Consider the following 23,282-nt stretch of genomic DNA (forward strand, 5'->3'; position numbering starts at 1 on the left):
ACTGAGTTTACTCCATAAAAAAGAGGTGCCTAAACTTAGTCTTAGGCACCTCTCTCAAAAACTCGGCATCGGAGACGCCGTCATATTTCGCATGTCTTTCGCCCACTGAAGTGGCTACGGCCAAGGGCAGAGAATTCCGGAAGAATTTGCGTGCCAACGTGCTTGGCCCAGTTCTTTGTCTGCTTTAGTTTATCTGCAATCATCAGGACCACGAAAGCACTCTTCACAAACGCGCCAGTCACGCCTTCAAGCAACAAGAATGTCAGAAGCCGTCGTGACGCTGCATCGCGTACTGACTCAATTTCATCACGAAACGCACTATTCGGCATTTGGTAAAATAAACTGGGGCCAGTTTTCTTTCCCCGTTTTTCAACCAAGTACGCGAAGAGGAAGAAGTCGACAAAATTTATTGCATTCGAAAGCTTGAGCATTCCATTGAGCGTTTCCCGCGTCTCGCGATAAATCGCATCATCAAAGGACCGGTTGTTCTGGACCATATAGTCGAACAGACCGTCTCTGATGCGACGAATATCAGATCGGAAATTGTCTCTACGTACAGGTTCAAACCCCCATCGCCAAAGCACGAAGATGAAACCGAGACTTACGACCATTTGAGTTAATGATGTATCAATCATTCAGATGCCTTTTCCTTTTTCGGGATTTCACCGTTCACGCTCAATCCGCTCGACGAGCGCTTACCGTCGATCTGAATCTCTAAACTCTTGATTCGTTCATCCCTCTCTTTGCGTTCCGACAATCTTTTCCTTCGCTCAGTTATTCCATAACCAGCACCAACCGCCCCGGCTCCCCAAGCGGCCCAAACATGAAGCTTCACGTCTGAAATAAATTTCATCGCATAAAGGACAGATGTCTGCTTTCCCGCAGATGCTTCAATCGGCAAATATACGCCGAAGTAGCACACGATGAAAATGCAGGCGATTACCGTTCCACAAACCAGAATTTGCTTACGAAATTCGCAGTTCTTCTTCCACTTTTCTGCCTGCCACTCAAACTCTTTATCAGTCATCGCCTTTTGGCGATGGGCCGAATCCTTCCGACTCCTGGTACTACTCACGCGCGCTCCACCCGTTGTACTTCTGGATGCAATGATCATCGCAATGTACAAACCGTGTGATTTTTTATCAATCGCGTGTTGTTATCGGACAAGCGTCTCCAGAGAAAGGTTCATCCACCGCTCAGTTTGCAACGAAAAGCAATGGCCGGCAAGATTTTAAGCTCGGTTTAGCCTGACCGCACAGACGATAGCACGTTTGCTTCGCCGCGCGAGGACCAATCGGCCCCTTCTTTCCAAACGTTTAGAAGACTCGCGCACAGCAAAAAAGCCCGCAGGCTCACGCCCACGGGTCTCAAGAACCGCCATCCAAGTCGAGCGTCTTTAGAGCCCAAGCTGCCGAAGTCGTTTCGCAACCGCGTCACGATCGCGTTCCCGCTCCTCGTCGATCGCCAACATGCGAAGCCTCACTGCTACCGCATCAGATCCAACCGCAGGCACGGCAGCACGTATCGGTGGTGATCCAGCTATCGTGGCAGTCGAAGCCGCGTATGCTGGTGTTGTCACCGGGCCAACATCGATTAATAGCGCGATCTCATTGACCCATCGCACGATCGAGCTTCCGTCTTCCTCCCACTGGTCATCGCCCATTACGAACTGGAAGCTGCTGCCAGACACGTCACGGCGTTCAAGAAGTTCGACCAAGCCAGGCGGAAACGGGTACTGCGGCAGATCGCAGGAATACTTCAGTCCGACGCTATCGACAGACAGTCTGCACGTTCCCGATGACACTCTGCCAAGCGGATAGTCTGCGTCGTGATTCCAGCAACAAATGGTGTCTTGCCGTTCTCGCAAAGCCTTATCGAACGCGCCAGGTCGGATGCGCTCAACGATTCCACGATTAAGCTGGTACTGTGTGCCGGGGATGCCAGGCTTGTAAAAAACGGCTGCATATCCGGTCAGCACTTTTCCGCCGCCTGATCGCCGTTCGATAGTTACGGCAGTCGGCAACACGGGTGCCGATCTTCGCTCTAATCCTATGATTCAATCCTTCAAGAGAATGCCCCGCTGTCACCAGCGGAGCAGATACCATCGTCGTCAGCTAGGTCACTCGTCTTCCGAGTCGTGTAAATCCATCTGTGCCCGCGTGACAACATCGCCGGATCGTTTGGCTTCACCGAGTTCGATCTCAAGAAGCTTGAGCCTCACACGATTTGGCTCAGCCGGCTTCGACCGCAGTTCCGCAATTTCAGTCTCAAGCTTTTTAATCTTCCGCTTCTGAATGCGGCTTGCGTCAACAAGAACCTTGTTGACGAATCGCTCGCCGCTCGCTGATTCCACTGCCATGCGTTTTCCCAAATGTGTTTGACTCATCGAACTTCAATCCCAAGCGGCGCGCCCAGCCGGTAAAGGTGCTTTGCAATTGCAGACCGTCGCAAAAGCACAGTGCCGAGCTGTTCACGAAGCTCCATTTCTTCGCGAGCCAGCTCGGTCAGCCACGGTCGACAGGTCTCAACAACGGCATCCCACCCCTTGGCCTGCTGCGTCTGCCGGTCGCGGGCAATCAGATCCATCGTCACGGACGCGGCTCGAAACTTGTCCGAGGCGTAAACCTGACACCGCCGAATGGTCGCCAGATTCTGAGCACGCGTTTCTGAGTTCGCGAATCTCAATTCTTGCTGTTCCAAGGCAGAAAGCCGATTCAACTCGGCCTGTGCGGCAACTTGATCTCGCTGGGCGTCAGCATCGCGTTTTTGCCAGTCGGCTTCACGGTCGAGCGCTGGACTGCGGACGCTCTTCAACCGGTCGAGCAATTCGGCCGGAAGAACGGACGGCTCAAGAGCCGTCCGTTTTCGATTTGTTCCGCTCATTAGCGGTCAAGCTCATTAGCCAAGCTCGTCAATCGATCATGCAAGTTGTCGGAGCCGAAGCCCATCCGCTCAAACGACACAAACCCGTGGCTTGCGGCACCGGCATTTTGAAGCCGCCACTGGAGATTTCGATCATCGTCGAAGCAGCACACCATTTCGCGGATCGCGTCTCGCAGCCGTTGCTCGATCTCTTGGCGATAGGGCCGCACGCTCGCGATCACTGCTTCACGCGCTCGGTTCACGACCGAGGAAGCAAGATCTCGCTCCATGCGTTCAATCGCAGATTCACCAACGCTGATGAATCCAGCATTGTCGCGGAACTCAGAGAGCAACCCAGAAATCTCAGTGACACGCTGACACGAAGGATCGTCGTCATCAAACAGGGCTTTTTCACGGGCCGCATCAAGTGCCGCCTGCGTAGCACCTAGCTTTAGCAGTTCGGCATTCCGCTGCCGGTAGCCATCAACTCGAGACTGCAAAGTCTTCAGCCGTTCAGCCGCATCACAAACCAATGGATGCTTGTCGACATGCTGAATCGCCAACCCGCCCGAAACCAATTCCGTCAAATCAATTCCCTCACACAAAACTCATTCAAACACGACGCGCACACCATGCACACGCCACCAAGCAAAAAAACGATCAGCTACCGGATCGCGATCACGGCAGGGCATCCCAGCTTTCTGAGGTGATCAGCGATCGAGTACCGAATCCGCCGAGCATTGCCGAGAGACACTAAGGCTACACGCTCGGCTTCGGCAGCCTGATCGAGCTCAATCCGAAACTGCTCCACAACCTCTGTCCATGCGTCAATCGGAACGCCGATAGATCGATCGCGAGCCACAGAATCGATCTTTAGTTCGGCGAGTCGCAACAACTCCTGTTGCTGCCGCATCCGATCGTCGAGCGTTTTCAGGTCAGCGCCAGGATCTCTCTGGATGTGGCGTATCCGTTCTTGTCTGGTCAGTTCCGCCAGTTCGACCAGTCGAGCCCGAGCACAGTCCGCATCATGTTTCGCGTCGGCCTCGATTCGCTGCAATCGGGCCTCGCGCTCTGCGATCGGAGACCGGACCGAGCGCAACTTGTCCAAAAGCCCGTGCGGCAACTGAAAGTCAGATGCCGTTTCACTCACTGCCATCGCCAAAAAACAAACCTCCATTCGAATTAAAAACAAGGCCCGACTCACATCGAGTCGGGCACATTCACGCCGCAAACCATCAATCAGCTCCAAGGCATCGCTGAGTAGTCAACGCGGTTTCCAAATGGTCGATAGCAAAACCGCCAAAGGTCGGTATCTGAAAATGCGGTTCCGTCGAGCTTCAACTGATTCCCAGATCCATCGAACGGAACCGGTTGAGAAGGATCGTTCTCCAGCAAGATCCAACTCGACACAAGACGTGATTGTTATTCGAAAAAACCTCTTAAGGGTGAATTGATGAAATGTTGAAAGCCCGCGAAGGCTTGGGGTTGGTAAGGGCTAAATTTTCATCGACTCCGATTCTGGTGGATTAGGGCTACTATTCATCTGCCTGCCTCTCGATTGTCGACCCGAAGTCCCACCGCTTGATCGCGGTCAGCAGCGCTTGCTCAAAGTCGTCGCCGAGGATGTCAGGGCAATCGTGAAGTGCCGACTTCAGGATCTCGCGTTTATCCGCTTGGACAGCGTCGAAAATCGTGATCGCAATACGCTCAGTCGCAAGGATCATTAGCGCCGATCGGGTTTGCTCCCGACAGTCGGCAAATCCCTGCGCGTCGCTCGGACCAGTCACCATCAGCGGGTACTGAGCCCGTGATTTGCATGCCCGTGATTTCTTCGGTGGCTTGTTCGCCGAAACTCGCTTCATCATGTCCTCTGTAAAATCAGCCTCGTTTGAACTGCTCCAACTCATCTGTTCGTTCAGGGTCTTCGTCAGAGCCAGCTACAATACGAAACCGTTCCCTCGCGTTCGGCGTTAGCCCGAGTTCACGGGCAAAGCGTGTCGCCGACAACATCAGCTTGTCACAATCGCGTACGCAGCCTTCATCGCGTGCCATGTCGATCATGTTCCACGACAGGACGAAAGCTTCGACCGCCTTAAGATCACCGCGTGAGAGCTGATTTCGATCGATCAGGATCTGACATGTTTCTTGCCACAGCTCTACGGAGCTGTCACGGCACCAGTCTGGCGGGTCTGGGACGATCTCCAGAAGGTCAGGCGGGGGTGGTTGAACCGCTGCCAGTGATGCCACGGCAGTTGGCTGGGGCTTAGGCCCAGACTTCATTTTTCGCTATCTCCTCGAAATATCGTGATGCAACTATTCGCAAAAAAGCCGAGCGGGATGGTTTGGGAACTCGCGGAGGGCCACAAAATGACCCCCTGGTCGGTTTTCGACCACCCTCCCGCCCCTGCCGGTCGGCGCTGGCAGGTCAGTTCGGCGCTGATGCTGGCCTGAACTCACCGCACCAACCATCGCCAGTCATCACCGGAAAAACCCACCAGCCCGGATGGTGATCTGTCATCCCTGCAAAGTCTTCGTCAGGCTCTTGCTGAGGCGACGGCGGATACCGCCTGCAGTGGTGCGTGCCCTTCAGTTCGTCGAGTGATCTGGCAAAGCGGCAGTTGCTGCACTGCTCGGCCTGGGTGTCAGTCGTGGTGATCGCTGTTCCTTTCGAATGTGTGGTGAACCGAGTCCAATTGGTGGCATTCCCGCGAGCCAGTGGTGTGCCGTCAACGTGCCCTAACGGAACACAAAACGCCTAGTAAACGGACTCCGACAAAGTAGTCCGACAAACCCCAGTTGTCGGACTAGAAGGAGCACTCCGACAAACCCCATTTCAGGTAGTCGGACTTGTCGGACTACTCATGTTAATAATACAACTATTCACTTTTGCCACAAAACGCGATTTGCGGCCATTCAATGTTCCGCACGGCAGATCCATCATCCCGGCAGGGAAACGCCTCGTATGGCGTAATTTTCGCGTTCAGGAATGTATTCGCGTTTTTGATCGTGGTTTCACCACCAATCACTTCCCCTGAACTACCCCGACTGGCCGTGGTTTTGGACTCCGACAGACAATGCCCCCTCCTACGGAGGGGGGCATTTGTCGGAGTCCTCAAAACCTAGGTCCGACAACTCCGACAACTATGCGTTTTGTCGGAGTTGTCGGAGTCGTTCAAGCACACCGATTCCGGCGCTCGTAATCTGGAATCCATCGTAGGGCGTTTTCCGAACTTTCTGGACCATGCACTTGGTGATTTGTTCATCGCGAAGCATCGCGGCCAAGATCGTATTGGTAACTCTATTGTTCAAGCCAGCGGATTCAGAGATCAAGCTTTTCGTTTCGCCGCATGGCAGAGATTCTAGGATTTCCAAAACCTTCAGTTGGTTTGCTTGGTCCGTCGACATCGCTTTAGGATGAAGCAATCCACTCAGATCAACCTGCTTTCGCTCTCGCCTTGGGTTCTCAACCCGCAGGGCTTTCGGATCAAGATCGTCGGCAGGCTCCCATACGGGAAATTTCCAACGCAGGCAAAATGGTTCTATCGGAGCCCACGATCTGACAGCCGCTTCGACAACGACCGCCCCGTCCTGTTCATGTTGACGCATTGCCAGATGGCAGTCTGGAGCCCTGGCTTGCGCCCCTGCACCTGCCCCCATGTCAGTCACCGACTTACCCGATTGGTTCCCCTTCGAGCTGTGATGAATGCATACAAAGGCGCATCCAAGCTTCGATGCAACGGAGTCCAGCAGATTGTAAAGTCGAGACACGTCGCCGTTCGAATTTTCGTCCGATCCAGTCGGCTGGAAGCGATACCACGCATCCAAAATGATCAGCGAAAAGGTTCCAGCCTCCAACCCAATCAGTTGCGTTGCCAACTGATTCATATCCAGCAGCCCACCGCGAAGGTTCGCGATAAAAAGCCGGTCACTGTAGTCCGCCGATGGGATCTCCATCGCAGACGCAATCACCGGAAGTCGATGCGATGACGTCTCGGGGTGCAATTCATTGTCCACGATCAATACATTACCGCGTGTTGGCCAAAATCGACCGAGCCACTTGTGCCCCGCGACAACCGACAGCGCAAGCCCCATTGAAAGCCAGGACTTCCCCATCTTTGGCGCGGCGATGATGTTCATCGTCTCACCGCGACGGATCAGCCCTTCCAGAATCGGTGACCGCAAGGCGGGAAAGTCTCGGATGAGATCCCCCGCTTTGCGGATTACGATTGGACTGGCTGATTGCGGCTTGTCGACAACGCTCGACAATGGCTGCGATCCCCCACCCATGATCCGCGACAGATCAACGTCAGGATACCGATCCCCCACTGGCTCACGCGGTCGATCTGGCATAGGTGCCGGATTCGACTTCAACGCCGAATCGATCTTGTGCCGTAGCTCGGTGTCCGACCAAGGTGGTTCACATCGCAGATTCCATTCGGCCAACAGGTCGAACATCGCATCAGCCGATAGGCCGAACCCGGCAAGCTTCATCGTCGTGACGAACGTGTGATTGTGTCCACCGGAGCCAGACACAGCGCCCGGCACGTTCGCGAGATAACCCTTCGCCCGCCGCAAGCCAGCCTCATGATCACCGGTTACAGGGCTCGATTCCTTTCGAGGTGTCGGTTCCGGTGCCGGTTGCTCAGGCTTCCAACCCTCCAGCATCCGCGCCAGTGAGTTAACCGCGTTCGGTCGATCCTTCACGTCGTCTGGAGTTCCATACAGACGCTGGCCAGTGACCGTGAAAAACCTGCCCGAATCATAAGCCTCGACCTCACCGCCTTCCGGTCGACGATGCTTCTTGCGAAACCCCTCAGGCAGCACGCCACGAACGAACAGTTTGACACCCGTACCGGATGGACTCACTTCTGCGTAGGTTTTAAAGCACTCGACGATGTCTTGAGCCCAGCCAGCAAGATCGCCAGACACTGGCTCGCGGCAATCATCCAAATCGATACCGATCAGACCGTCACCATTAAACACGAACCCGATTCCCAAGCCGTTTATCAATGATGATGCAGCGGCAGTCGGGAAGTCAGACCATGACGCCGGATCAGTCGATGACGCGTTTACGCTTGGGCTGGCAGCACGTTTGGGAATCTTCGTCCACCGATCCCCATTTCGCTCCCATCTCCAGCAGACCCAGCGAGCCAGGTTAGTCATGTCACCGGGGATTGCCGCTGAGTCGATGATATGATCAGGTGGACGATCCGCTGACAAAACAGCGGTTCGAAGTGTGTCCGCCACGCCTACTGATTGCTACCAATTGTCATTTATTGAAGGCTCCAAACGTTTCAAATTCAGAAATATTGCTTCGTGGTCACAACCGCCCGCCTGCGACGTTCGGGGGTGGCTGCCTTCGGTAGCGTCGATCTGGCCCGCTCGAAATCGTCGAGCGATTCTTGCGTGATCCGCCATCGCGGCTTACTGCCGTTTCTCTTGGTTGCGATGTTGATCGCGACCAATTCACAAGTTGCGATCAAGCCAAGAACCTTGTCGACTTTGCAGCCCCATCGCTCTGCGATGGCTGCGGGTGAATGCGTTGCGATTAGCAACCAACTTGCCCTGGTCGAAGCCAGCCGATTTTTCGCAGCTCTTCGGCCACAGTCTCAATCGATGAATCGTCAATTGTTCGGTAGACTCCGATTCGCTGGATAGATACCAGCCCCCGCGAATCCAGATCGTCCACAACTCGTCGCATTTTCCACAGCGGAACTGGCTCCGCTTGGTGCCGTCTGCCGATTGCGACGGCAACTTCTGCAATGGTCAGGCTCAACTGTTCTCCTTTCGTTTGCGTGTCAGTGACGTGACTACGGCGGTATCCTAGCGTCCGTTTTTCGATTTGAAATAGTCTTCTGACGCGTTCGGTACGGCTTCAGTACATGCCGTACTTAGTCAGTATTTGATCAGTACCAATCGAGCCGAATCGCTAGTTCTTCGGCATCGAAATGCCTCGTTCAGAGAACACTGATTCATGGACCGACACGAGCTTGGCCCCGCTTTGAGGATCGTTCTTCAATAAGCCGCGTTCGCGATATTTATTCGCGAACGCCGTCCAGCCTTGCGGTGAATCTAGGCCGAACACCTGTTTCCAGACTTTTGGCTGCCGATAATCACTCCAAGCATCGTTGTCGATTCTCGATGGCTCCGACAGCGATTCAATCAGCCGATCAAGATTGCCTTTCAGGACATCGGGGTCCGTATCCATCGTGACATCGCCGACATCAGCGATTGCAGGATGGCCAGGCGCAAGCACTCGCAAGGCATCACGGGCATTTAGCAGTTCGCGACGGGCGTCGACATACAAGCTGTCACCACGGCCTGACCAGCCGGAAGACAGACTCTCTCGAATGTCATCGAGAATCGACTTGAGCGTCGGCAACAAATCCGCAGCAGACCTGATCGGAGTCGTAGGGAAGCGATTCACGTTAGCGTAGGTCGACGGTCGCCAGCCGATCGGAACTTCGCCGCGATGGAAAATCGCAGGTTCCAGAACGTCAATTGCCGCGTTGATGAACCGCATGGCTTGCGAGTCCCACAGCATGCCGGGAAACTCTTGTTCGAGATCCGAACGCTGTTTGAGCACAGCATCTGGCTCACTAAGAATCGCTTCGGCTCTCTCCCGCCATTTGTCAAACTCTGGCTGCCAATCCGTGAAGCGATTGCTGAGGGCCGCGAACGTGGAATCTGATAGAGACTTTTGAAACTCGGACCGAGATTCTTCGACTGGGATTCGGCTTGCGAATGCGGTCATCGCAAGCCAGCTTTGAATCTCGCGGAGAAATCCGCAGCAGTGATCATGCTTCCGATTCAGTTCGATTGATCCGGTCATTTCACTTGGCCTCTCTTTGTCCTGGCCATAACCAACTTCTCACATGGTTGGTAACCGCCAGAAGCCGTTCGTCTGCCACTTCCTCGCGATAAGTCGCAGCCATCGTGTTGTCTGTGTGCCCCATGATCGAATCGACTGCAACCTGATCCTTCGAATCTCCGCCAATTGTTTCGAAGACGTGCCGAAACGTGTAGAAGCCGATCCCTTTCCGCTGGCCAACTTTGATCGCGTCTAAGAGCTGTTCAAAACGCCGTGCGAGTGAATTGATCACGACGATGCGATGCTCGGACTGCTTGCTTGCTTGGACTCGCACGAATCGAGTTCCGCGTTCAGTCAGGAAACAAAGACCTGAATCATCGGGGTCAATGGCCGCAGGTCTCACTGAGATCGCTTCGCGAATTGCTGCTACCGTTTCCGGCCAAAGCGGAATTCGTCGCTTGATCGCGGTCTTGGGACGCGGGAATTCGAGCCATCCCGTTTTCAGGTCCACCGCAGTTTGTGGCAAGCTCGCGCAATCCGTGTTCCCGAATCCGCCATTCAAGCCCAAGAGAACCATCGCCCGCATAACTGAAGATCGAGGCCATGTGACGGGCTTCGACTTACCCTCGATGACAATTGGGTGACCGTCCAATGCGGCGAGGATCAATAGCACCTCTTCGCGGGAGAACAGCTTCTTACCAGCAAGCTCTCGCGTGGCTCGGAGCCGCATTCGTGACGGTCGGTCAAACGATTGCCCAAAGTTGACAGGCCGGTCAATGAGCCGCGAGTCGAAAGCGAACTTAAAAACGATCCTGGCGTGATTCACCTTGTTCCTGAGTGTCGTCAAGTTGCACCCGGTCGCCATTGCCTTCCGCAAGCCTTCAAAGTCCTCGGGTGTCAACGCGTCGACACGCCTCTGTCGACCGAAGTGCGAAATCAGCATTTCACAAGTTCGGTAATAGTCTTCGAAGCTTGTCCGAGACAATTCACCGCTCTCAACACGGCTCTCTTTGGCTCCAAGGAACCTGTTCGCCAAGGCTCGGAGCGTCAGAAACGCGCCGTCATCTGTGTCAGGGGCTTCACGCCCTTGAGAGTGATACGGCCAGCAACGCTGGAATTCCGCTAAAGCGTCAGATGCTGCTTTCTCTCCGTCCTCAACGGGAATGACCTCGCCGGATACCGTTCGTCCCCAGCGGCCATAGAACCGCAACTTCTGGCGAACCTTCTTGGCCCATCGCCCTGTCTGGTGGGCAAATAGCGGAAAATCCGCGTACGGTTTTGCTGGCAAGTTGGGTTTGCCCTTCGCGGGCGCTTTGCTATTATCCGCCACGACTTCGCCTCAAGTAACGTTTGGGGTGGTGTCAAAGACACCCAGCGGTTGCCGCCGCCGGGTGTCAAAATCGTCTAAATTAGACGGTTTTCAGCCTACTGGGTGTCAATGCGGGTGTCAACAACTCTGCAGCGGACTCAAGAAAAGCCAAAAACCACTATAATTTAGACATCGGAGAGGTGACAGAGTGGCCGATTGTGCTGGACTCGAAATCCAGTGTACCCGCAAGGGTACCGTGGGTTCAAATCCCACCCTCTCCGCTTTCTAAATTTAGCCAGTACCGCAAGTGACTATAAAATAGTCACTTGCGGTTTTCTTTTGACTGTCGAACTCCCTTCCTGGTGCACGTTTGGTGCACACGCTGTGCACGGAAGGGGATTATGGTCACTCGAAAACCAAATGCTGCGAAGCGGGGGCGGTGCACACGATTCCGCGTCGGACGTGTCTCTGTCTATTTTCATCATAGTTGCTGGTGGCTGTACTACCGTCAGGTCGATCAACCGGTTCGTAAAAGGATCGGGACTGATCGCACGACCGCTGAGCGGGTCGCCTCAGAGATCAACGCGCAGCTGACCGTCTCGGCACAGACAATGTTCGACTTCCGTCCGGTCGTTGTCACTGAATTGCATTCGATGTTTCTGGCATACCACGAGGACGTCCTGCGCTCATCGCTGGGGACAATCGGTCGGTACCGATCATCGATACAACATCTGGTGAATTACGCGAACAGCTTGCCACGTCAACCGAAAGCCCATGAGGTTTCGGCGGCGGGCTTCGTTGAGTATTTGCGAGCTTGCTGCGTGTCACCAAACGGACACCCGAACACGGCCAAACGCCAGTTTCGCGACAAGGGCGTTCAAAATATTCTTGAAAACTGTCGCTCGATGTACGGGTTCGCACAACGGCAACGACACCTGCCGCCCTACGCGACCAATCCGTTTGCGGAGCTTCGGATCGAACGCATGCGGGTCGAAGACGCCAAGCCAATCTTTGTCTTCGATGCTGATACGGAATTGCGTTTCTTCGGGGCGGCAAAACCTTGGGAATTTCCGATTCATTTCACACAGGCCAAGACGGGTCTTCGCTCTGGAGAACTGTGTCACGTTCTGATCGAAGAAATTGACCTTCGTGCCGGATGGCTGCATGTTCGGAACAAACCGGAACTTGGTTGGTCGGTCAAGACACGGAACGAACGAAGTGTTCCCTTGCACCCGATCCTCCTGGCAGTGCTTCGCCAAGTGATCGGCAATCGCGTGGCTGGTGTGGTATTTCGTCGCCCGATGTTCGCCGGGTTCCCGGCTGCTTGCGAAATCGATCGGTCTGGACTCCGCGACGCTCTTGCCGAATTGACTTCGGAGGTTTCAAAGAATTCGGGTGTTCCATTGACCAGAAAAGCGAAACAGCAGCTCTCACGGCAGTTGTGGCGAGACGCTGGTGCATTTGATTCTGATCAAATTCGAAGGTCTTTCATCCGCATTGCGACCCGGTGCGGACTTCCATATGCGACTTGCCCTAAGAGTTGGCGCCATTCGTTCGCGACGCTTTTGCAGGATGCCAACGTCGACCCGCTACTACGTCAGATCACATTGGGCCACCAACCCTCGGGTACCAGTGGCGCACTTGGGATGACAAGCGTCTACACGCACTCAAGACCAGAAACCCATGCTCGCGAGATTGCGCGGGCAATTTCTCAATACCCTCGTTCGCTCGAACTTGCTCAGCATTGGCTGAGTTCAGTTGACGAATTCGACACTCAATCATCGTCCAAGGGGGAAACGGATTCAAAACGATTTCCCTCCAATGAATCAGGTGATTAATGGATATTCGCGTGTCATCTCTCATGTGTGGAGATGAGCAAGATCTGATCCCAGTCCACTCAAGGAGAACCCTGCCAGTGACAAATGATTCCCCCATTAACACCTTCGGTGCTCTCTCATTGCCCCCATATGGGTATGCGAAACCACTCGGTGCTAAAACAGACCGTCAATTGCGAAAAGACCCTGAAGCGGAACGGATCATTCGTGCGGTGTTCCGCCGCATTGAAAAAGGTGCCAGTTGCTCTGAAGTTGCAGATTGGTTGAATCAACACGGCCATTAACTATTCCCGACGAGCGACATGGAACAGTTCTATGGTCCAGCATTTTGTTCATCAGCCAATCCTCACGGAACGCGGATCCGCAAAGTAGTTCGCATAACCCGACGGTGTTGGTCAATGCAAGGTAACCAGCAAAGTGTGTGGTATCGCGAGTGTCGACATTTGGCATTTCTCGAACCCGCCTACTTTGATCATGTGATTTGACTACTCGCTTCAGTTCGTCATGAGTCGCTATTTCGGTCCACGTTCACGGTGACGGCATTGAACGGGACCACGTTTATCGAGAAGTCCAGCTAGCCACTCAGTGCAGCAAGAAAGGAGTTCGTGATGTTTTTGACTTAATCCTGGTTCGGGAGACCCGTCCAATGTCACGATGCCGTGATGATGAATTTGTGCCGAGACGTGGAAATGAGTTGCGTGTCGTTTCCGTTTCTCGGATTTCGACCCCAAGGCAAGACCGAAAAAGTAATGACGATCAGGAAGCCTTTAATCAAGGATTTATTCGTGATCGCACGACATTTCCCTGTTTCGTCCATTCAATCAAGACGCAGGCAGGTGGAGAATGTCTCGATCGAGCTGAGTTGTTTGAGCTGATCGAGTTGATCGAGAGCGGCGAGTGGGATGTTGTCATTTGCGAAGACTTGGGACGCATCTGTCGTCGCAATTACGCGATTCAGATTTGCGAAATGTGTGAAGACAGTGGCACGCGATTAATTGCGATAAATGATAACGTCGACACGGCAAAAGACGACTGGATGCAGAATTCTTACTTTGCGACGATGCGGCACGAGAGCTACAACAAGGACACTTCAAAAAGAATTCGGCGTACACAACGGCACCGCTTCGTCCAAGGGGGCAATCTGCCCAAACAGATCTGGGGGTACATTCGACCTCTCGGCGCCAAAACCGACGATGAAATTCAGAAGGATCCAGAGGCCGAACCAGTCATCCGCAAAATCTTTCAGCGGCTTGAAGATGGTGGGTCGTATGCCGCAGTCGCTGATTGGTTGAACTCGCAAAACATTCCGACCGGCCCTGCTTGTCGGACTCGGCAATGGAACGGAACGCTGCTTGGCAAGTTCGTCAAGAATGACTTGCTGGTTGGGATGCGATATCACAATCGCGAAAAGAGTAAACGGATCAATAAGTCGGGCAAGCGAGCATGTATTCCAGCCCCTCCAGAAGAGTTGCTGGAACGTCACTGCCCGCATTTGGCATTCTTGGATGTCGCGTACCGTGATCACGTTCTCAGCCTTGTGAAGGACCGGAACAAAAACAAGGGACGGCCAACAGATGGCGAGCAGCCGAATCCCCGACTTGGTATGCCGACGAAGCGGACTCTCTTTCCGTCGCAACACGCGATTTGTGGTATCTGCGGTCGCAAGATGCTCATGACATGCCAGTCTGCAGGCCGGCAACAGATCACATGCAGTGGCGGAATGGATCACAAGTGTTGGCACAGCCTCTACGTCGATGTCGACTTGACGCAACGGGAAATTAGCCGCGCTGTCCTAGCTGAAATTCGAAGCCTGGATGGATTTGTGTCCAAATTTCTACAACAACTCGAGACAGCCATCCGCAAGGACTCATCCAACGACCAGGCGGAACGGACCCGGCTCGAACGTTTGGTGAACGAACTGACGCGGAAGATCAAAAATCTGACGAAGTTCATCGCCGACCACGGTGACTCCGCCGAAATCCGCGACCAACTGTCAGAGTATGTCGCAGAGCGCAAAACGGCCCAGTACGAACTTTCCAAGTTCGATCGTCCGCGACCGGCTTCGATTGTGATTCCGAAGATGGAAGAAATTGCCACCTTGGTGGAAGAAACGTTTGCCGAGTTGGGCAAAGACGATGAGGCCCATCGACTCCTCTGTCGTGTTCTGCCAAGTATCATCATTCGTCCGGTCGAATTGTGTGATTCGATGAATGTTGAACCGCAAGCGATCGTGGAACTGGATCTGAGTCCGCTCGCCGAACACTTGGCCGGCCATTCACTCCCGTCTTTCGCATCCCCGAAACGCTTGGTGGTAAATTTGTTCGAACCAAGGCCGTACGTGCAGCATGCTCCCCAGTTAGGGGCCATCGAACAACGCGGTTCGGTCGTATCGACGGGCTATGCGCTTGGCCTGTCACTGGGGGAGATCGGAATGGCGCGAAAGCTGTTTCGAATCATGCGGGAACGAGGGCTTCAATCCCCTTGGGTACCGATAAATGATCCGCCAAGCCGTGGTTGGAAGGGGAAGCGACATCTGCACCCTCGATACCAGTTCGAACCGTTGCCCGGATTCGAGCGGCCTGTAACTGACTGATTCATGCTGAAACTGAATCTCACATCATACAAAGACCTCGCCAAGCTTTTGGCGGGGTCTTGTTTCTTTTGCAGAAGGAGGAATGATTGTCAAAGGACTTTCCTGACCGACAATCCGCAGATCCCTGGATCCGGTTGTTGGAAATCCTGGCACAACGAGTCGCCGCCAAATTGATCGCACGTACGCAGCCGGCGACTAATTGTCCGGCGACACACCGCCCAAAGCCACGATCGCCAAGACCAAAATAGAAAAACGACCTCCATTGTTCAGGCCACGGTGAAACCCCGTGGCCTGAACAATGGATTTTTTTAGCTATTGGAAGTCACGTCGAAAAAGTCGTGATCGCTCAGTCGGATGGCATGCGTGATGTCGCAGGCATTTCACGGACTTAAGTGATCATGACCGTATTCGACAGTGAGAAGGGAGCGCTCGACGCCGGTGAGGACAACGTCAAATTCGGTCTGATATGAGGGCGTCTGATGTTTGTCTGCTTTCTCGCATTTTTTTAAACATTTCACCTTGAGCTCGCGCATCGTTCAGTGCGTTGTGAACAGGATCTCCTACCGGCCGTCTCAAGCGCTCTTGCAAAGAGTTGGTGCTAAACGCGTCCCCAAGAGGATTCGCTTCAGGCGCGAGATCCCGAACGTTCGTCAGGGCCGTGGCGAGGAAACAGACACAGAGTCGTTGGTTTCGGCGATAAAGACATCAAGTTGCTGGCCGACATAAACCGGATGTTCCATGTCGGGTTCGAAACGGAAGACTAACCTTTTCCCAAACCATGCGCAACTGGAACGCGAACAGGGCTTGCAGCGTCGGGTGCTCGAAACGACAGGAATCGAACCGAAATCGGATTTGAATTGCCCGTTCTGACCCTATTTGCAGATGGCGGGAGTTGGCGATGTGACGTCGTCATGATCGACACAGCGGGCGCGGATTTGCAAGAATGTCCTGTCACACTTCCACTTGTCGAAACGCCCAAGTTTTGTTTCATGGACATCAGGATGCTTTCCCTGCCTCAAATTCAGGTCTACGCATTTGAATTTTCGTGTGTCCTGAAGAAACTCGTGAAAGAGGATTGGGGATTGAGTTTAGTTTACGGACCGTTCCCGAATGGCGGATGCCGTATGTCATCGCGATTGTTCGGATTTTTCCTCAACAAGAAACATTACCCGGTCACACATGTTTCTGGCATTAGTGAATCTGGGGATCGCTTTCCAATCCCACAAGAACACGCTTGGTTGCGATTCGATTCGACTAGCGAAGAAGCACGTCCGGGCGTCATCGATTTAACTTGTTGTCAATTTGAAGATTGCGATTTGCCTTGGCCGTATGTTGCCTTTGGGGTGACTTGGGAAGAGACGCAGTGGACAAATCTTGAAACGCGTGCGATGTCCGAGGAAACGATTGGAACAGAAGGTTGTGTGGTTAACGAGCTGGCGATTCTGAACCGTATCATGGCCGAAATGAGCGCTGAGAAATAGGAAGCGGGCTAAAAAGGGTGACACGAATCCTTTCGCGGTTGGACGTCTGTCAATTTGGCCGATAGTCGACAAAGCTAGAGAGACTGGCTGATGCTCTTGCCGAACGGAATGAGGCGATGACTGTTGGAGTTACTCTAACCTGGAGATAACATGACAGCCTGACAAAGTTACGTCTTCAAGAAATGGGCCGACGGTAGTAAAACATATATCCTATTCAGTCGCCGCTGAGCTGCCGCCTGCGCGTGTTTTGAGATATACGTCGTTCGACGCGGCACGGCTGACCGTGACGTTTTCTGCATAAAGATCGTGAGTCCGAGCCCCTATGGAAATGAAAGTAAACGGTGACGCGATCCGGAGGCTTCGTACGCTCAAAGCTATGAGTCAACGTGATCTTGCTGTGCATTCGGCTTTGTCGAGCGCCACGATTTCACGGCTTGAATCGGGTAATAACCGAATTCAACCTGATACTCTCCACGCGATCGCGAAAGTTCTGCAAGTTAACGTCGAAGAATTGCTGCTTGGCGTTGGCCAGACTTCCCCTAACTCACCATCGCCAGAGGCTCAACTCGCCGCTCCATCATTATCAGTTACCATCACGCCCTATTTCCACAAACGTGAACTCGAACCCGAAGACGATCTGGTTTTTGTCCTGATGCCCTTCACTGAGCCTTGGTCTGACTACATCTGGAAGGAAGAAATCAAGCCGATTGTCACCGGGATCGATGATCATCCGTTACGATGCTTACGGGCTGATGATTTGTTTGGTCACGATGTAATGATTGATATTTATGAGTCGATTGCTGCTGCCCGAATTGTGATAGCTGACATCACCGGTCGCAACGCAAACGTATTCTACGAACTTGGCATCGCCCACACCCTCGGCAAGGATGTAATTCTGCTAGCCCAAGGGACGGTCCATATCCCATTCGACCTTTTGCGTTTTCGGCATTGCATTTACTCTAATGATGGACCGGGATACAAAATACTTCGCAAATACTTGCAAAACTCAATCCGAGGTATTCTTCAAAAATGATGGCAAAATGTCGGAGAACCATCGTATGCGCCCGGCCGGAATGGGCAGTCGGTTTTAACCGTGGAGTCAACGTCGCTCGCACCAATTTCTGCAGATGATGTTGGACACTGGCCACGTCCACGTGATCGGGGTGGTGCGTTAACTCACCCATCCAAACAAGACCAGTCCTGCTTCGCATGTAGCGGATTCACATTTCATGCAGGTAAGCCGCGAACGTTGCGGCGTTACGGGGGGCTGGCCCTTCGACTCAGTTTTCATCTTCGCGCGGATTCGGAAGCTCGGCGGCAGGGGCAATGAACTTCGGGGCGTCCCGCGTTACAGCGATCACCTTCTCAACGGCCTTCCGCAGCCTCCGCAACATCCAGTGGTTGTCCTCGGGTACGATCTGGAGGTTGTCGCCAATCAGCTTGATGTCGAACTTCTGCTTCTTCAGGTCCTCGGTCTGTCGCCCACCGTTGTGGCTCAAGGCGTGGCGGACCAGCAGCGCGATGTTGATCTCGCCATGGAACCAGCACGGGTCGGCGATGTCTTCCCGGAGCGAGTTTCGCAGTGCCTTCCGGAATTCCTCCATCTGCGTTCGCAGTGAAGTTAGCCCGGTCGACACCTTCAAGCAGTCTATCAGGAAAACTTCGTAGGCATTGTAGAACGCGACGAACGCGATCCGTTGGGATGACCACAGGCTCAGCCTGAATGCTGGATCGTTCATAAAATCCGCCCATATTGGATCTATAGGGATGCTGGTCCCGACCTGGCTCGCGCGGTCGCGGAATTCGCAGGCGATGGTCGCCAGTGACTCCATGAGGCGAGTGCGCAATGCCCTGTTCTCGGTCAACTCAGGCACCATACCGGTGAGTTGGGCGATGATTTTCTCCGAGTACGCCACGATGCTCGAATCCGGCGAACTGAAGCTGGCACGCCCGATGGCCGCCGCGTGCATCGCCCGAATCGACGTTGCTGGCAACTGTGCCGTATACGAGGCGCTTCGCCAGGCCAGCGCCAGATCGAGCAGCAACCGCTCAAGTACCGTGCCCTCCGGGATCGGTCCGATCGTGTTTTCGCCCCACTCGTCTGGCAGGTAGCCCTGGTAAGCGTTGATGTCGGAATCTGTAAAGATATGCCAGTCGGCTTCGGCCATGTTCGTCCACCTCGCTGGGTAAAGCACTCTTTGGGACACAGCCGGTTACAAACTGGTTCATTTAGATGAACTCTAGCCTGCAATCATTGGAGGAGGGGACTCGGATACTTTCAGTCAGCAAGGCTCAATAGCCGACACGGGATACCTTCAGCTATCCAGCCATTTGAGAAACGTCGCAAGGAATTTCCGTCAGTCATCACGCTTCGGGCCCTTCGCCTCCTGCACGCCATTCTCCAGCATAAGCAAGGAATTTCGCATTACCTCTACCAGCTTTTTTCTTCGGCCTCTGCGGAAAATACCCCACATGCCTCCGAGTAACGGAAATCTGGGAATGTCTCCGGCTAGCCGATTCGCCGCCTTCAACTGAACATTTCGATGTTGTTCGATCTGAGCCTGGATCGCCTTAGCCCCCGCAATGGCATTTCCAAGTGCAAAGTCGGCCACTTTTTTGACGGTAACACCGGCGATGATAAGGCCAGCAATTCCCGCAGTCATTGGATTGAGCCCCAGGATTCCGAGACCAGTATACCCTCCGATTGCCGCCAATCCCGATGTGATTCCAACTGCCGAAAACCCGGTAATGCCCGCTGCATAGAGCGTCCCGAGCGGTACGCCAACGGCCGCAGCACACGACAGGATTTCCTTCGCGTCGTTCTCGGGAGCCATCCATTCCTGTCCTGCGCCATTCCTGTCCTGCGCCATTCCTGTCCTGCGCCATTCCTGTCCTGCGCCTAGGTGTCGCAGGATCTTGTTTTCGAGTGAAACCCAGTCCGTCATCACGCGAATTTGCTCAGGAGTCAGACGGAGTTCATTTAACAATCTTGCGATCGAGTCCCGCGTGAAACCGTCTGATTGGATCTGCCCGATGCACAAAGCATCTTTTCCCAGTGCCATCCGAACCTCATCAACCTCCAGAATTTCTGGCGGAACAGGTAGTTCTTTAAGAGCTTCTCGTTCGAAGACCAGTCTTTCCAGAAGATTGAGGCGATCACTATCTGATGTATCCATCATCGCGAACACTTCAGATCGTTGGAAATTGGCGTTCTCCCAATACCTTTCACAGCACTCGAATACACCGTGAGTTTTGGAAGATGATAACCATGATTCCTATTGAGTTGGAGTCGCTCTCAGAACAAATGAAAATGTTGTTTTTGAAAATGAAATGCCGGTTTCGTCCGCGTTACGCAGGGCAATGACTTTCGACTTGATCGCTCGTTTCGTTTGCGCTCAGCAATAGCTTGCGGGCTTCGTCGGGAATCCGGTCGACGATCCGATGGCAATTGGGGCACAGCGCTCGAATGTTGTCGGGGGACATCCGGCCTTTTTTGTGTCGTGCGGCGATGTGAGCCATGTCCAGGAATCTTTCACCAATTTCCTTCGCGACAGATTCCTGGATGGGCAGAAACTTCGATTGCCTGGCGATCCACGAAGCCGCGGTCTCTCCACAGAGCCAGCATCGACCCTTTGACCTGCTTCTCACAATCGTCCAGTAATAGTTTTCGGCGTCGATTTCCCAACTTTTCTGGAACTCTGCTGTCGCGACGCACTGTTTGTTTTTTGACGTCTCGATTGCCTCGACGATCAGTTCAGCCGCGTTTGCTGGAATTGATGTGAATGCATTCTTGCGGTGATATTTCATGGTATGCAGATCGGTATTCTCTTTCGTTATTTCACATTGGTGCATGCTGAGCCACACTTCCGCTTGAATGGGAATCACGGATGGAATCGCGTCGCGCCAGTCCTGATCAGAATCCCGATTATTCGCTTCCATTCGACCCGTAACGGTTGAATAGCCAGCCCAGGCACGAACGCTGTCAATGTAGTGCAGAAGGATATCGCTCGGTTCAACGCGTTTTGCCAGCCTCTGTTGGGAGTCAGATACTCCCCATGCTTTGGTCGACGCATCTGACATTTCGCCCCACCCGCCACCGCATTCCTTTGTGATCCAGTATTGCACAGGTGCCTCGCTTGGTGTCCAGAAAAGACGATCTCCCGTCGCTAAAATATGAGATCAGTATGTGAGTCCGGTTTGCAACCGTTCAACCTGCGTTGGTACTGATTTTGGCCTCAAGAATCGTTCCTCGTGCGCGGGTGATTATTTTGCCGCTGCATCAACGAGGCGTTTGACCGCCGTTCCTCTCATAGGACCATTCAGGAGTTCACAGGCCAGCAGGTTCAACATCTCCGGATTCTCGCGCAGTATCTTCTCCGCTTCATCTTCTGCGCGTACGAGGATCGTTTTTTTCATCGTCCTCGCCTCCACGACACTCAAAGCGGCAGGATCTATTCCCTCTCTTTCGCAAATCAGGAACGCCAGATGCGCCGCCTTCGGGTCTGCGTCGTCGATGAGATCACTTGAACAACTCGGTTGGTCAGTTCGACCATAATAGGTGCTCAGGTAAGGTTCGGGAGCGTCGCAGCCATCGTGAAAAACCTGCATCACATTCTCTGCGACGATTCCTGCGACATCGACCGCGATCAGGTGGCTGATGAGTTCTTCGTCTTTCGAATTGGGCCAGTCGGGATCGTGGAGAATCGCCAAACCCTTTGTGCCGCCGCGATTAAACCTGACTCCCGTAAGCAGGAGTGGCACTTTCAATCCGACGATTGCGTGGCCAGCTTCGTGAACCGCTAGCCATTTGTGTGCGGCCCCTGCGGTACGAGAAATCGTGCCCCATTTTGGATTCGGCTCAATGGTCAGATCGAACTCATCGATGCAATCTTCGATGAATTCCGACGGATTCGGCATCGTTTCACCGTCGTACGTCCGTTCAAGGTACTGTGAGACACGTAACGCGCGCGGCACGTGCAAACCAAGGCTGAATATCTGTTCGAGGATTTCGGCAACGAATTGCTCTTCGTACATTTCACAATTCTCCGCGACAGCGAACGGCGACGATCGGAAGCCGGTTTTACACGCCCGACTGGTCTGGCAACAACACTGCCGGATTTGGACCGGAGCGGAAGGGTTCTGCAAACAAGCTCACAGTGGCGAAGCCATCCGTACTGCTCAGCGTGGGTGCCGATGTCTTTTGGGTGTGTTCTGCCGTCTTCGTCCGTCGGGTTAGGGCTCGAAGGGGGGGACCCCTGGCCCGACGGATCAAGACAGTCATATCAGCGGAATGTGATTTTTGCGTGAGCGGATCGTAGCGGAGATGTCTTCATCGCAGAGGAGAGCCCGACCCGAAAGGGGCACGCCCGAATAGCGATTTCAATTCCTCGGCGACCCCAGTATGCGCCATCAGTTAAATTGCCGGATTGCATGGACAGAACGTCAACTCGGCTCAAATTTGCAGATCACGCACACGGCATTGCAAGCTGCTCCCATCGCAGACAAGCGCAACGATCAAATGTGTCTGGGTTTTGAGGAGGCTTTTCAACTTGGAGAATTCGTTGATATGGTCGTTTTCCACACTTCCTGCGAACCAGTATTGCCTGGATTTTGTCTGATGGTCATGCTGTCTGAAGGAGGCATTCATGAACGGAAAACCAAAGCTGTGCATATTCTGCGGAAAGGATGAGTCCGCAGGACCAATGGATGTTGAGCACTTTATTCCAAAGGCTCTGTGGAACGACAATCGTCCGACCCTGACAAGAACCGTCCCTGCCCACGTTGCATGCAATAAGAAGCATGCTGCCGACAATGAGTACTTCCGTGACGTGCTCATTTCCGATGTGCGGGTGACCCATCACCCGGAGGTTCAGAAGCTCCAGAAGGGTAAGTTCAAACGTCGGATGGAAAAGCGGCCTGGTACGATTCGCCGCACATTCCAGGATCTGGCACTTCGCCCGCTTGAAACGCAATCAGGTATTTTCTTGGGGATGGCACCGTCATTCCGCGTCGAATGGAAACGCATAAAGCGCGTGCTCCAGAATGTCATGCGGGGAATTTTCTACACCGTTAAAGATCGCCCACTTCCGGTTGATTGCACATATAAGGCGATGGTCGCTGACGAACAGAGTCTGGCTCCTTACCTGAGTTTGATCGGAACGATGACGCCGTGGAACGATTTCGGTGATGACGTGTTTCGTTGCCGCTACATATTCGATGGCGACGATAGAAACGATCACATCGAGTGCGTGGTTTGCCTCATGCTGTTCTATCGCCATCACACGTTTTTCGGGATGGCCATTCCGAGTGATGCCGTCAAAGCGAATGAGTGGGACCGCATCATGTCATAGGTCGTAAGGCCATCGGAGTCCTAAATCATCTTGGCTATTGA

Annotated in this window: 23 protein-coding genes and 1 tRNA gene; 8 read left to right on the plus strand and 16 right to left on the minus strand. The window is 53.6% G+C overall.

Annotated elements, in window-relative coordinates:
- Positions 1-80: 80 nt before the first annotated feature.
- The 9 genes from OSO_RS0109010 to OSO_RS0109055 all read right to left on the minus strand — a co-directional run bounded on the left by OSO_RS0109010 (position 81) and on the right by OSO_RS0109055 (position 5,142).
- Positions 81-635, minus strand: a complete 555-nt coding sequence (locus OSO_RS0109010) for a hypothetical protein (protein ID WP_010583077.1) — start codon at positions 633-635, stop codon at positions 81-83.
- Entirely contained in the window at positions 632-1,027 is a 396-nt protein-coding gene (locus tag OSO_RS0109015; RefSeq protein WP_010583078.1) for a hypothetical protein, read from the minus strand. Before OSO_RS0109015 ends, OSO_RS0109010 begins: the two co-directional genes overlap by 4 nt.
- Before the next feature lie 369 nt (positions 1,028-1,396).
- Positions 1,397-2,026, minus strand: a complete 630-nt coding sequence (locus OSO_RS47670) for an HK97 family phage prohead protease (protein WP_050986064.1) — start codon at positions 2,024-2,026, stop codon at positions 1,397-1,399.
- Between the two features lie 93 nt (positions 2,027-2,119).
- Positions 2,120-2,359: a hypothetical protein gene (locus OSO_RS0109025; RefSeq protein WP_162130521.1), complete on the minus strand. Its 240-nt coding sequence runs from the start codon at positions 2,357-2,359 to the stop codon at positions 2,120-2,122.
- Between the two features lie 23 nt (positions 2,360-2,382).
- Positions 2,383-2,883, minus strand: coding sequence for a hypothetical protein (locus OSO_RS0109030; RefSeq protein ID WP_010583081.1), 501 nt, complete (start codon positions 2,881-2,883; stop codon positions 2,383-2,385).
- Positions 2,883-3,449 (minus strand): hypothetical protein, encoded by a 567-nt coding sequence (locus OSO_RS0109035; protein ID WP_157605104.1) that lies wholly within the window; start codon positions 3,447-3,449, stop codon positions 2,883-2,885. The genes OSO_RS0109030 and OSO_RS0109035 overlap by 1 nt, the downstream gene beginning before the upstream one ends.
- Before the next feature lie 77 nt (positions 3,450-3,526).
- On the minus strand, positions 3,527-4,018 hold the full coding sequence (locus OSO_RS0109040; RefSeq protein WP_010583083.1) for a hypothetical protein: 492 nt from the start codon (positions 4,016-4,018) through the stop codon (positions 3,527-3,529).
- A 379-nt stretch (positions 4,019-4,397) separates the two neighbouring features.
- Positions 4,398-4,727 carry a hypothetical protein gene (locus tag OSO_RS0109050; protein WP_010583084.1) on the minus strand — a complete coding sequence of 110 codons (330 nt, stop codon included), beginning with the start codon at positions 4,725-4,727 and terminating at the stop codon, positions 4,398-4,400.
- 13 nt (positions 4,728-4,740) lie between these two features.
- The gene (locus tag OSO_RS0109055; RefSeq protein ID WP_010583085.1) at positions 4,741-5,142 is read right to left on the minus strand and encodes a hypothetical protein; all 402 of its coding nucleotides are present in this window, start codon (positions 5,140-5,142) and stop codon (positions 4,741-4,743) included.
- 27 nt (positions 5,143-5,169) lie between these two features.
- On the opposite strand from OSO_RS0109055, the gene OSO_RS50705 reads away from it, so the two are divergent.
- Positions 5,170-5,313, plus strand: a complete 144-nt coding sequence (locus OSO_RS50705) for a hypothetical protein (protein WP_157605105.1) — start codon at positions 5,170-5,172, stop codon at positions 5,311-5,313.
- Positions 5,314-6,003: 690 nt separating this feature from the next.
- Here the strand turns inward: OSO_RS50705 and OSO_RS47675 are convergent.
- The 3 genes from OSO_RS47675 to OSO_RS0109085 all read right to left on the minus strand — a co-directional run bounded on the left by OSO_RS47675 (position 6,004) and on the right by OSO_RS0109085 (position 11,003).
- Positions 6,004-7,845: an AAA family ATPase gene (locus OSO_RS47675; RefSeq protein WP_157605106.1), complete on the minus strand. Its 1,842-nt coding sequence runs from the start codon at positions 7,843-7,845 to the stop codon at positions 6,004-6,006.
- A gap of 946 nt (positions 7,846-8,791) precedes the next feature.
- Positions 8,792-9,694 (minus strand): hypothetical protein, encoded by a 903-nt coding sequence (locus OSO_RS0109080; protein ID WP_010583088.1) that lies wholly within the window; start codon positions 9,692-9,694, stop codon positions 8,792-8,794.
- A gap of 1 nt (position 9,695) precedes the next feature.
- Complete coding sequence (locus tag OSO_RS0109085; protein WP_010583089.1) at positions 9,696-11,003, minus strand: tyrosine-type recombinase/integrase; 1,308 nt, start codon at positions 11,001-11,003, stop codon at positions 9,696-9,698.
- Positions 11,004-11,176: 173 nt separating this feature from the next.
- On the opposite strand from OSO_RS0109085, the gene OSO_RS0109090 reads away from it, so the two are divergent.
- The 6 genes from OSO_RS0109090 (at position 11,177) to OSO_RS47680 (ending at position 17,924) form a co-directional block, all read left to right on the plus strand.
- Positions 11,177-11,263 (plus strand) — tRNA-Ser (locus OSO_RS0109090).
- 120 nt (positions 11,264-11,383) lie between these two features.
- Complete coding sequence (locus tag OSO_RS0109095) at positions 11,384-12,820, plus strand: tyrosine-type recombinase/integrase (protein WP_010583090.1); 1,437 nt, start codon at positions 11,384-11,386, stop codon at positions 12,818-12,820.
- 77 nt (positions 12,821-12,897) lie between these two features.
- Positions 12,898-13,101 carry a hypothetical protein gene (locus OSO_RS50710; RefSeq protein WP_010583091.1) on the plus strand — a complete coding sequence of 68 codons (204 nt, stop codon included), beginning with the start codon at positions 12,898-12,900 and terminating at the stop codon, positions 13,099-13,101.
- A 362-nt stretch (positions 13,102-13,463) separates the two neighbouring features.
- Positions 13,464-15,410: a recombinase family protein gene (locus OSO_RS0109105; RefSeq protein ID WP_010583092.1), complete on the plus strand. Its 1,947-nt coding sequence runs from the start codon at positions 13,464-13,466 to the stop codon at positions 15,408-15,410.
- Between the two features lie 1,124 nt (positions 15,411-16,534).
- The gene (locus OSO_RS0109115) at positions 16,535-16,891 is read left to right on the plus strand and encodes a hypothetical protein (protein WP_162130522.1); all 357 of its coding nucleotides are present in this window, start codon (positions 16,535-16,537) and stop codon (positions 16,889-16,891) included.
- Between the two features lie 322 nt (positions 16,892-17,213).
- Positions 17,214-17,924 (plus strand): helix-turn-helix domain-containing protein, encoded by a 711-nt coding sequence (locus OSO_RS47680; protein ID WP_083842821.1) that lies wholly within the window; start codon positions 17,214-17,216, stop codon positions 17,922-17,924.
- Between the two features lie 247 nt (positions 17,925-18,171).
- Here OSO_RS47680 and OSO_RS0109125 read toward each other — a convergent pair whose 3' ends face one another.
- The 4 genes from OSO_RS0109125 to OSO_RS0109140 form a co-directional block, all read right to left on the minus strand.
- Positions 18,172-19,059, minus strand: coding sequence for a hypothetical protein (locus tag OSO_RS0109125; RefSeq protein ID WP_010583095.1), 888 nt, complete (start codon positions 19,057-19,059; stop codon positions 18,172-18,174).
- A gap of 189 nt (positions 19,060-19,248) precedes the next feature.
- A complete protein-coding gene (locus tag OSO_RS0109130; RefSeq protein WP_010583096.1) occupies positions 19,249-20,070 on the minus strand; it encodes a hypothetical protein in 822 nt (273 codons plus the stop codon).
- Positions 20,071-20,239: 169 nt separating this feature from the next.
- Positions 20,240-20,971: an HNH endonuclease signature motif containing protein gene (locus tag OSO_RS0109135; RefSeq protein WP_010583097.1), complete on the minus strand. Its 732-nt coding sequence runs from the start codon at positions 20,969-20,971 to the stop codon at positions 20,240-20,242.
- Between the two features lie 183 nt (positions 20,972-21,154).
- Positions 21,155-21,925: a hypothetical protein gene (locus OSO_RS0109140; protein WP_010583098.1), complete on the minus strand. Its 771-nt coding sequence runs from the start codon at positions 21,923-21,925 to the stop codon at positions 21,155-21,157.
- 611 nt (positions 21,926-22,536) lie between these two features.
- Here OSO_RS0109140 and OSO_RS0109150 point away from each other — a divergent pair.
- Positions 22,537-23,241 carry a hypothetical protein gene (locus OSO_RS0109150; RefSeq protein ID WP_157605108.1) on the plus strand — a complete coding sequence of 235 codons (705 nt, stop codon included), beginning with the start codon at positions 22,537-22,539 and terminating at the stop codon, positions 23,239-23,241.
- The last annotated feature ends 41 nt before the right edge of the window (positions 23,242-23,282 follow it).

The sequence above is a fragment of the Schlesneria paludicola DSM 18645 genome (genome assembly GCF_000255655.1).
Lineage (GTDB): Bacteria > Planctomycetota > Planctomycetia > Planctomycetales > Planctomycetaceae > Schlesneria > Schlesneria paludicola.